This window comes from Candidatus Aquarickettsia rohweri, assembly GCF_003953955.1.
In the GTDB taxonomy this organism is placed as follows: Bacteria; Pseudomonadota; Alphaproteobacteria; order Rickettsiales; family Midichloriaceae; genus Aquirickettsia; species Aquirickettsia rohweri.
Genome location: NZ_RXFM01000041.1, coordinates 1 through 10,526 on the forward strand (window position 1 = coordinate 1; position 10,526 = coordinate 10,526).

At 28.1% G+C, this 10,526-nt stretch carries 11 protein-coding genes and 1 pseudogene; 10 read left to right on the top strand and 2 right to left on the bottom strand.

Annotated features, from left to right (window positions below; genetic code table 11):
• Positions 1-276: transposase domain-containing protein (locus tag EIC27_RS07870; RefSeq protein ID WP_153183752.1), on the top strand; the 276-nt coding region annotated here is incomplete at its 5' end.
• A gap of 74 nt (positions 277-350) precedes the next feature.
• On the opposite strand, the gene EIC27_RS03520 is transcribed toward EIC27_RS07870, so the two are convergent.
• Together EIC27_RS03520 and EIC27_RS03525 are read right to left on the bottom strand one after the other, a co-directional pair.
• Positions 351-719, bottom strand: a complete 369-nt coding sequence (locus tag EIC27_RS03520) for a hypothetical protein (protein WP_126044759.1) — start codon at positions 717-719, stop codon at positions 351-353.
• A 17-nt stretch (positions 720-736) separates the two neighbouring features.
• Positions 737-1,600 (bottom strand): hypothetical protein, encoded by an 864-nt coding sequence (locus EIC27_RS03525; RefSeq protein ID WP_126044760.1) that lies wholly within the window; start codon positions 1,598-1,600, stop codon positions 737-739.
• Between the two features lie 375 nt (positions 1,601-1,975).
• On the opposite strand from EIC27_RS03525, the gene EIC27_RS07365 reads away from it, so the two are divergent.
• The 9 genes and pseudogenes from EIC27_RS07365 (at position 1,976) to EIC27_RS03570 (ending at position 10,069) form a co-directional block, all read left to right on the top strand.
• Complete coding sequence (locus EIC27_RS07365) at positions 1,976-2,134, top strand: hypothetical protein (protein WP_205702327.1); 159 nt, start codon at positions 1,976-1,978, stop codon at positions 2,132-2,134.
• Between the two features lie 842 nt (positions 2,135-2,976).
• A complete protein-coding gene (locus EIC27_RS03535) occupies positions 2,977-4,203 on the top strand; it encodes a dicarboxylate/amino acid:cation symporter (protein WP_126044762.1) in 1,227 nt (408 codons plus the stop codon).
• A gap of 9 nt (positions 4,204-4,212) precedes the next feature.
• Positions 4,213-5,262: a bifunctional diaminohydroxyphosphoribosylaminopyrimidine deaminase/5-amino-6-(5-phosphoribosylamino)uracil reductase RibD gene (ribD, locus tag EIC27_RS03540; protein ID WP_153183760.1), complete on the top strand. Its 1,050-nt coding sequence runs from the start codon at positions 4,213-4,215 to the stop codon at positions 5,260-5,262.
• Positions 5,228-6,121 carry a peptide chain release factor N(5)-glutamine methyltransferase gene (gene prmC, locus EIC27_RS03545; protein WP_126044764.1) on the top strand — a complete coding sequence of 298 codons (894 nt, stop codon included), beginning with the start codon at positions 5,228-5,230 and terminating at the stop codon, positions 6,119-6,121. Before ribD ends, prmC begins: the two co-directional genes overlap by 35 nt.
• 16 nt (positions 6,122-6,137) lie before the next feature.
• On the top strand, positions 6,138-6,614 hold the full coding sequence (gene nuoI / locus EIC27_RS03550) for an NADH-quinone oxidoreductase subunit NuoI (RefSeq protein ID WP_126044765.1): 477 nt from the start codon (positions 6,138-6,140) through the stop codon (positions 6,612-6,614).
• Between the two features lie 70 nt (positions 6,615-6,684).
• Positions 6,685-7,488: a hypothetical protein gene (locus EIC27_RS03555; protein ID WP_126044766.1), complete on the top strand. Its 804-nt coding sequence runs from the start codon at positions 6,685-6,687 to the stop codon at positions 7,486-7,488.
• A gap of 153 nt (positions 7,489-7,641) precedes the next feature.
• Positions 7,642-7,815, top strand: a pseudogene (rpmF, locus tag EIC27_RS07525) (50S ribosomal protein L32); the annotation flags it as partial.
• Between the two features lie 209 nt (positions 7,816-8,024).
• On the top strand, positions 8,025-9,113 hold the full coding sequence (gene plsX / locus EIC27_RS03565; RefSeq protein ID WP_126044768.1) for a phosphate acyltransferase PlsX: 1,089 nt from the start codon (positions 8,025-8,027) through the stop codon (positions 9,111-9,113).
• Positions 9,110-10,069 carry a beta-ketoacyl-ACP synthase III gene (locus EIC27_RS03570; protein WP_126044769.1) on the top strand — a complete coding sequence of 320 codons (960 nt, stop codon included), beginning with the start codon at positions 9,110-9,112 and terminating at the stop codon, positions 10,067-10,069. The genes plsX and EIC27_RS03570 overlap by 4 nt, the downstream gene beginning before the upstream one ends.
• Positions 10,070-10,526 lie beyond the last annotated feature (457 nt).

Sequence of the window (10,526 nt, forward strand, 5' to 3'; positions counted from 1 at the left end):
CTTTTAGATGGAAGACTGCGTATTGATAATAATGATTCGGAGCGTAGTATAAAACCATTTGCAGTTGGCAGAAAAAATTGGATGTTCTGTGCAACAACTAAGGGTGCTAAAGCTAGTGCAAATATTTATAGTATTATTGAAACTTGCAAAGTAAATAAGATTAATCCTTATGATTATTTAAAATATTTGCTGAATCATATTCATGATTATTCTGATCCAAAAGAGTTAGTAAATTTACTTCCATATAATATTGATAAAAAAATATCATCAAATTAAATTTTTTTTAGAATTATCAAAAAACTTAAGAAACCCAAAGAAAGGCGGATAATACTTGTCAAGATGGGGATATTTTAGCGTTTACATATATCATAATACAAATTTACCATTCCTGTTTTAATTTTTACCTCTTGATTAAAATCTGCTGGCACAACTTTATTCGTAGCAATATTATCTTTGTGGATTGAGTATTTTAAATCTGTAAAACTATATGATAATTCTGATCTCAGTTTATCATTAATCTTATAACCAAATCCTAAAGAATATATTGCATTAGAATTAAACTTACTATTGCCACTTTGTTTATAAAATTCATGATCTGATTTTACTTTTTCAGATTTTGAAATTCCAACTTCAGCATTAACATAAAAGTTTTCAAATTTTGCAGTTGCATTATTAATTGCAAATAATGCTGCTAAAATTGCTATATTATATTTTGTCATTTTCTTTCCTACAACTTTTAACAAATTCCATATTCAATACAATCTATAGACATGCTAATTTCTTCAGCACTATAATGGTTATTATTAGCAACTACTTCATGGCTTTTAGCAAGCTCCTTTGTTGCTGCTTCATTAAATTCGCCTCCATGAGAAGAAATTGTTTCAGCAACTTTATTAATTATCTCTTCACTATGTTGATCTTTTAAAAACTTTAAATTTTCAGGTATTTTAGTAACTTCTGCTTTCTTGCGATCCTCTTCCTCTTGCCTTAACTTTTCTGCTTCTGCTTTCTTGCGATGCTCTTCCTCTTGCCTTAACTTTTCTGCTTCTGCTTTCTTGCGATCCTCTTCCTCTTTAGCAATTCTATCAACTTCTTCTTTATCCATTTCTTTTTCCTTAACAAAACATTTTTGATAAAATGTTTTATAATTTTCAAAAAGCTTAGAATAGCTATATTTGTTTTCATCAGGAATTATTTCTAAAAATTCAGTTGCTAATTGATCATATATTTTTAACGAAATCCCAAAATTATCATCTACAAGCTTGTTTTCTTGTATATTCATAATTTTACAACTCCTTTCATGTCCTGTATAAATATAAATTAATTTTTTATTTTTTCCTTTTATAATTTCTTCTAAATATTGATTTTTTTCTTGAATATTTTGTTTTTTAAAATCAAGATTACTTTGAAAAAAATCCCTTTGTTCAGTTATATATGGCAAATTTACTCCAGTATAAATAAGGGGTAAATTATTAAATAATTTTACAAATGGTTCAATATTCTTAAATATTGTGTCATCGCCATTATTTCTATCAGGATGATATTTTAATGATATCTTTCTGAAAGCTTTGCTTAAATCTTTAAAATCACTTATTGCCATTTTCACACCTCATGTTTAACTACCTTATATATTCTTTAACAATCTAAATAAGCCAAATACAATAAATATGACTTATTAAATCTTCACAACTTTGACTATCATAAATCTTATATATATTCAAGCCATAAACTAAATCTTTAAAGCTATAATACATTTGATCTTATTCAGTACCAGTAAAAACAAAATTGGACAATACAATAATTATTTAGATCCACCTTTACTTGTTTATAAATTAATTCAAAAATATAAAATTTGATATTTTATGATAGCATTACAAATGAATTTATAATTTACTATGAAAAAATATTTAATTCTCTTTATTGAAGGATTTACATCTAAGGATAAATATGGGGTAATATAGCTTATAAAAGGTTTGTGACATACAAAATGAAAAATAATTCTAGTATAAGATATGCTCTAGTTACAAACTATGAATCAGCATATGGAAAAGAGATAGCAAACTGCATTATAAATGATGGTGGGGTTATTGTTTTTGGTAAAAAAATAAGAAGACTAAAGACATTCAATCGATAAAGATTACCTGGCTATAAAAATAAGAAATTCATACTGCACTACAGAGTATTAATCCAGAATTAATTGCACTTAATCATAGCATTTTAGCACATGGCAAATTTCAAAAAATGGATTGCGATAAAATTACAGAAGTCTTATTTCATAATATTAATATACAATTAATAATTGTAAAACATTTCATAAATAAAATGCAGGCCGTTAGCATAGGAAATATCATAAATGTTATTAATTTTTTAGCTTTCAGACCATTTCCTTATCTTACACTATATTCAGCAACACAGAGCTTTTTATTAAACAGTTTTGAAGGTATTGCTAAGGTAAGTAGAAAGAAGTAATATTAAAATAAAAAATTTTTCTATAGATTTATTTAATCAGAGTAATATTACATCAGACTATAAAATGATGGCTAAAAAAACACTTGATATCTTAAACAAAAATAAAATAACTACTATATACGAAAAAAAGAATATTATGCTAAACCTTCTAAATAAACTGTCATCCAGGTCAGCAGTTGTAAATTGCACCTTTAGACAGGGAGAAAGTTTAATAAATGGTAATAAGTGCAATAATTAAGATAAAGAAGCTGATATTACACAGCTAGGGAGGGAATACTATATCCTTATATGACTCAAACTGGCACCATCATAAACATAACACAACCCCAATAGAAATGACTTAATTTATTTATCTTTCATACATTTATTCGCAATGAGTTGAATAACAAGGTTTACTCCATGTTTTATACACTTAAAAAAGCATTAAAGTAAAAATTCGGTGCAAATTTTGTGTTTTTAGTGTATTGTCAGCATATTAAATATATTTAAATAAGCATTAGAGGTTCGATGAAAAAGAAGTTAAGGCTTTGGCATAAAGTAATTATTGGGATGATCTTAGGTATATTATTTGGTGTATTTGGTAAAGATTATGCACAATATCTTCAACCTTTTGGAGAAGTATTCCTAAATATGATTAAAATGGTGGTTGTGCCATTAATATTATTCTCAATACTTAATGGCATAACAAATGTAAGCGATGCAAGCACGTTTGGAAGACTTGGAACAAGAGCTTTTCTTATATACATGTTTACAACAGCATTTGCTGTTACAATTGGATTAACTTTTGCAAATATATTTGAACCTGGATTAGGACTAACTATTGATCTAACAAATCCAACTGAACATCAACAAAACAAAAGTCTAAAAGATTTATTTGTTAATATAATTCCTTCAAACCCTATAAAAGCAATGGCTGATGGCAGAACTTTACAAATAGTAGTATTTGCATTTTTTACAGGATTTGCACTAATATTAATCGGTGATAAAGGAAGAGAAGTTAAAAATCTTATTACTTCGTGCACTCATTTAGTTTTCAAGATGATTCAATTAGTTATTCAACTAACACCTTATGGGGTATTTGCAATAATGTCATGGGTAGTGGCAGATTATGGTATCGAAGTAATGCTGCATCTTGGAAAATTCATTCTTGTTGTACTTGGTGCTTTATTTGTTCAATATATATTATTTGGAGTAATGCTACTAGTTATCGCAAGGATTAATCCGCTTCCTTTCTTTAGCAAGATGCTAACTACTCAAGCACTAGCTTTAGCTACATCTAGTAGTAAAGCTACTCTTCCAACTGCTATATCTGAACTTCGAAATAAAGTTGGTGTTTCCAAAGGATCTGCATCTTTTATATTGCCTTTAGGAGCTGCAGTTAATATGGATGCAACAGCTATATATTTAGGAATTTGTGCAGTTTTCTTTGCTCAAATTTTTGGTATAAATTTAGATTTCAATCATTACATAATATTAATTCTTACAGCAACTATTGGCTCAATTGGAGCTGCTGGATTTCCAGGTGGCTCAATGGTAATGATGGGGATGGTATTATCATCAGTAGGGTTGCCACTTGAAGGTATTGGAGTCATACTTGGTATAGACAGGCTGTTAGAAATGGTTAGAACAATGATAAATATTACTGGAGACTGTACTGTTACACTAATAGTTGATAAAATGGAGGGCACCTTTAATAAAAAAACGTATTATTCTAAAATTAAAGACCGCAAATAAACTGCTAAAGTGGACAAAGATATTTATTATATGAATGAAGCCATAAAGCTAGCTAAAACTGGCATTGGCAAAACTGGCTCTAATCCATCCGTAGGCTGTCTGATTGTTCAAAATGATCAAATAATTTCTAAAGCTAGAACCAAGAATGGCGGGAGGCCTCATGCTGAACATTTAGCAATATCAAAAGTAGCTTCAAAAAACCTTATAGGAAGCACAATATATATTTCTCTAGAACCTTGCTGTATTAATAAAGCAGATAAAACATCCTGTGTAGAAAAAATCATTACTTCTAAAATTTCAAAAGTAGTTATTGGTGCAATTGATCCAAATCCAGAAATTAATGGAAAGAGCATTGAAATATTAAAAAAACACAACATTGAAACTAAGATAGGTATTTTAAACGATAAGTGCGAACAACTTATATTAGGCTTTAAAAAAAGAATAATTTCAAATCTACCATATATTACCCTTAAATTAGCTACCAGTTTAGACGGCAAAATTGCACTTTTTAACAAAAAAAGCAAATGGATAACAAGTGAAAAACTTAGATATTCATCACATAAGTTAAGAGCTAAAAATGATGCTATTCTTACAGGAATAGGAACTGTAATTGCAGATGATCCTTTACTTACATGCCGCTTAAATAATACAGATGATCATAATCCTATTAGAATTATAATAGATACAAATTTAAAAATATCAAAAAATTCTCAAATACTTAAAACAGCAAAAAATATCCAAACTACAATCTTTACAAATAAAAAACATATTAATAGTTACCATGATGCAAATGTAATTCATGTAAATAAAACAAAAGATGGACTAAACTTAAAAGAAATTTTACATCATATTACAAATTTAGGTATAAACAATTTGCTCATAGAAGCTGGACAAAAAATTAGCACTTCTTTTATTAAAGAAAATTTAGTTGATAAAATAGTTCTTTATCAATCAAAAAAAATCATAGGAGGAGATGGCATAGATGCAATAGGTGATCTAAACATTAGTGATATAAGCCAATGTATTGAATTTAAAACAGAAATTATACATGAGAAGTAGCATTACTACAATATTAGATACACTGAAAGAAGCACAAATATTATTAAAAAAATCCAATATCTCTACATATAAACTAGATGCAAAAATCTTATTATCTCACATATTAAAGTTAAATAATTCAGAAGAATTATTATTTAAATTAAATCAAAAAATTTCAGAATTAGATTATTCTCAATACTATAGATTGATAAATCGTAGATTACAAAACGAGCCTGTAGCATATATATTGGGAAATAAAGATTTCTGGAAACAAAATTATATTATTGATAATAGTGTACTTATACCCAGGCCAGAGACAGAGCTTGTCATAGAGTTACTTCTAAAAAAACTTAATAAAAAAATTGATACGCCATTAAATATTTTAGAATTAGGAACTGGCAGTGGGTGTATAATTTTATCACTTCTTTCAGAGTTTAAATATTCAAAAGCAATTGCAATAGATATATCTAAAAAAGCTTTAAATATTGCTAAATTAAATGCTAAAAAGCTTTCTCTTGATAACAGAATAAATTTTGTATTAGGTAATTGGTTTAGCAATTTAAACTCTAATTTTAAATTTGATATTATAATATCAAATCCCCCATATGTTTCTTTAAATGATTGGGAAACATTAGATAAAAATGTTAGATATTTTGAACCTAAAATAGCCCTAACTGACAACAAAGACGGACTAGAAAATTATAAAATTATTGCCAAGCACTCAAAAAATTATTTAAATAAAGATGGAATCATAGTATTAGAAATAGGTATTAATCAAAGCTTTGCAATTGAAAATATATTCCAAAATTATGGATATAAAATTGATTTTTATAAGGATTTGCAAAGTATAAAACGTGTTGCTATAATTACTAAGAACTAACAGTGCAATTTATAAGTTGAAAAAATTAAAATATTATTTTAAGTCTTTTTTATTAATTGAGATATTTAAATGTATGTTTTTAACTTTAACCTACCTTTTTAAAAGAAAAGTGACAATTAATTATCCTTTTGAAAAAGGCTATCTTAGCTCTAGGTTTAGGGGCGAGCATGCACTAAGAAGATATCCAAATGGAGAAGAAAGATGCATAGCATGCAAATTATGCGAAGCCATATGCCCTGCCCAAGCAATTACAATTGAAGCAGAGGCAAGATTAGATGATAGTAGAAGAACAACAAAATATGATATTGACATGACAAAGTGTATTTATTGTGGATTGTGTCAAGAAGCTTGCCCAGTTGATGCTATAGTTGAAGGTCCAAATTTTGAATATGCTACTGAGACACATGCTGAGTTATTATACGATAAAAATAAATTAATTAATAATGGTGAAATTTGGGAAGAACACCTTTCAAAAAATTTAAATACAAACTAAACATTATTATTGATTTATTTTACCTTTTATATATAGAATTATACTTAATTTATAATTTTTATAGTTATATATGAAATCTGAAGGTGGCCAAGGTATTGTACCTGATATAATAGGAAAAGATAAATTAAGTGGTTTTCTCCAAAAACAAAATGCATACACCTTAATGAAAATCCAGTTCACTATGCCAATTTTGTTTTTTGGTTTCAGTTGTGCTTCAACATTAACTTCATTAGCCGCAATTTATTCAGCAAAAATTTTAGACGATTATTACCGTGGATACAACTCATCACTAAAAGCTATTGATTTTAAATCAGATAGCCCTCCACCAGAATTTACTGATTTTATAAAAACAAAGCTTATTTACAGCCAAGCAGTAGAACAAATTACAAAAAGATTTTTTTCAGAATTATTTAATATTGAATACAGTGATAGCCAAGCATTTGCTTCTTGGATTGATAGTTATTTACCAAAAATATTTCAAGTAAAATTTGCACCTGGATATGGATTTAATAAAACTCTTAATCATTTAAAATCAGGATTATATATATATTATGCTGTTAGTGCATTTGACCCTTTAATCAATATTCTACTTTATAATATAGATCCCACAGATATAGTTAAATGTAAAATTAATGATCTTGATGAACACTTCACATTATTAATAAAAAAACCTGTATACATATATGTATACAATACAACAGAATTTGTATACTTTCTAAAAGATACCTTACATTCAAGATTGAATCATATTTATTCTGATAGTAAAAAATTGTTTGAAAAAATAAACCCTTTTCAATCCGCATTACCAATTGAAAAACCTGAAACTGATACTGATTTAGAACCTCATAGCAGCACAAACCCTAATGCTGCTTAATTAGGCGAATTAGGCCATCAAGATAACGATAACGCTGATACAGTTCTCAAACCTGAACTTTAAAAATAATACTAAATTACTATTTTACTAGCAATTATAATCAATTTATTATATAAAATGGTTCAATAAACAAATTTAGTTATACAATATTTTATGGCTGTACCTAAGAAAAAGATTTCTAAATCTAAAAGAAATAGCAGAAGAGCACATGATGGGATTAATAAAATTTCTATTTCCTTTGATTCTGTTACTGGTGAACCAAAATTACCACATCATATTTCATTGAAAGATGGATATTATAACGGAAAGCAATTAATAAAACCAAAAACAAAAGAAGATAACAAAGAATCTGAAAATACAAAAGAAGAAGATACTAAAAAAATTAAAGTAGTTAATGATACATCAAAAGAAATTGATAAAAAAGTAACAAAAGCTACAAAAAAAGAAGTAACCCCAAATGTTACGGATAAAAAAGTAACAAAAACTACAAAAAAAGAAAAAATCTCAAAAGATCAAGATAAAAAATAACATCAAGTATGTCTAATAAGATTTGGATTAGTATTGATGCCATGGGTGGGGCTAATTCACCTAATGCTATAATAGAAGCTATAGACAAGTTTTTAAAAACCTGCAACGATGTAAATTTTCTACTATATGGCAAAAAATCAGTAATTTTACCAAAAATAATTGACTTTAATTTTTCAGAAAACAGTTATAAATTAGTAGATAGTGAAGTCATAATTTCTGATGAAGATAAGCCAACAGAAGCTTGGAGAAATGGTAAGAATTCAAGTATGAGAAAATCCATTGAAGCAATAAAAAATGGAGAAGCACATGCTGCTGTTTCATGTGGAAATACTGGGGCATTAATGCTTACATCTAAAATGGTACTTGGAACTCTTGATCATATAAAAAGACCTGCTATTGCAGCAATATTTCCAAGCATCAATAATAATGGCACCGTTATACTTGATATGGGTGCTAATTTAGAATGCAATGAATCTCACTTATTTCATTTTGCTCTGATGGGAACATGCTTTGCAAAAATAATTTTAAAAATAGATAATCCTAAGATAGGAATTTTAAATGTTGGAGAAGAAAATACAAAAGGTAGGGATTTAGAACTCAAAACATATAAAATTTTAGAAAAATCTGGACTCAATTTTCATGGTTTTGTAGAAGGTCATGATATTGTAAAAGGTAAAGTGGATGTATTAGTAACAGATGGATTTTCAGGAAACATATTTCTAAAAGCTTCAGAAGGCGCTGCTAATACATTCATAGATTTAATGAAAAACTCTATTAATAGTGGCAATTTACTTACTAAAATGGCTGGATTACTATTAAAATCAAAAATCAAAGCTTCTTTTAAAATTATTGATCCTAATAAGAATAATGGTGCAATGTTTATAGGGTTAAAAGGCATTGTAATAAAAAGCCATGGATCTGCAAGTGTTGATGGAATTTACAATGCTATTGATACAGCATATAAATTAACGAAAAATAATATTAATACTAAAATAACTGAAGAGTTGGATATCTTTGAAAAAAATGGTACTGGACTAAATTTTGTTGATAAATTAAAACAAACTTCAGCTAAAATATTGGGCATTAAAAACACATGACTTCATCAAAAATAATTGGTTTTGGTAGTTATTTACCAGATAACATTTTAACCAATAATGATTTAGAAAAAATAGTAGATACTTCAGATGAATGGATACAAGCAAGAACTGGTATAAAAAAAAGACACATTGCAGGCAAAAATCAATTAACTTCAGATTTAGCAACCATAGCTGTAAAAAATGCGCTTAAAAAAGCTAATATTTCTGCTAATAATTTAGATGCTATAATTATAGCAACTACTACGCCAGATCTAGTATTTCCAGCAACTGCAGTTAAAGTTCAAAACAATATAGGAATGCAATCAGGCTTTGCTTTTGATGTCCAAGCTGTTTGCTCTGGGTTTTTGTATGCACTTCAAATAGCAGATTCTCTTATTATATCTAATAAAGCTAATCGAGTAGCTGTAATTGGTGCTGAAACAATGTCACGAATAATAGATTGGCAAGATAGATCAACTTGCGTGTTGTTTGGGGATGGTGCTGGCGCAGTAATTCTTGAAAAATCTGAAGATAAAACTAATGGAATCCTTGATATCGAGTTATTCTCAGATGGTAAATACCAAGATATACTTATCGTAAATGGTGGAGTCTCATCTGGTAATTTAGATAAAAAAATTACGATGAATGGTAGAGAAGTTTTTAGATATGCTGTTACTAAAATGCCTGAATCCATTGAATACATTATTACAAAGAATAATCTAAGCATTACAGATATTGATTGGATTTTACTGCATCAAGCAAATCAAAGAATCATAAAATCTGTTATGGAAAGGCTTAATATAAGTACTGAAAAGGCTGTTTCAACAGTTGCTAATCATGCAAACACATCTGCAGCATCAATTCCCCTAGCACTTGATCAATATGTTTCTAAAGGAAAAATCAAATCTGGAGAACTAATTGCACTTTCTGCTGTTGGTGGAGGGTTAACTTGGGGTTCTGCCTTAATTAAAATTTAATTACTCTAATCTATAAAAATTTTCTAATTCATCATAATATAAGAATCTATAATAACCCTCTAACTTAACCCGAGCTGCATATAAGAAATATTTAGTAAAAGTCAAAAAAACTGTTATATACAAACATTTGAATACAACTTTGTTAGCAATATAGTCATTGCGAGATCTTGTTAATGCTCTCGGCAATCCAGGACAGGAAAAGTATCAACAAATTTAAATTAGGCAATAATTCTGGATCACCACGCCCCTAATGGGGCTCGTGATGACTAATTCTGGTGTGAATTGCAATGTAAGCGCTAAAATAAGGGCATCTAGGCAAGAATAAAAATAAGTGGTAGAACAAAAGCCTAAAAAAATAGAGGCTAATGATGCTATTAGAAAAAAAGAATAAGTAATGAAAAATGGAAAGAGCTAGTAGAAGAATATAAAAAAAGTAATGTAAGTAAATATGAATTTT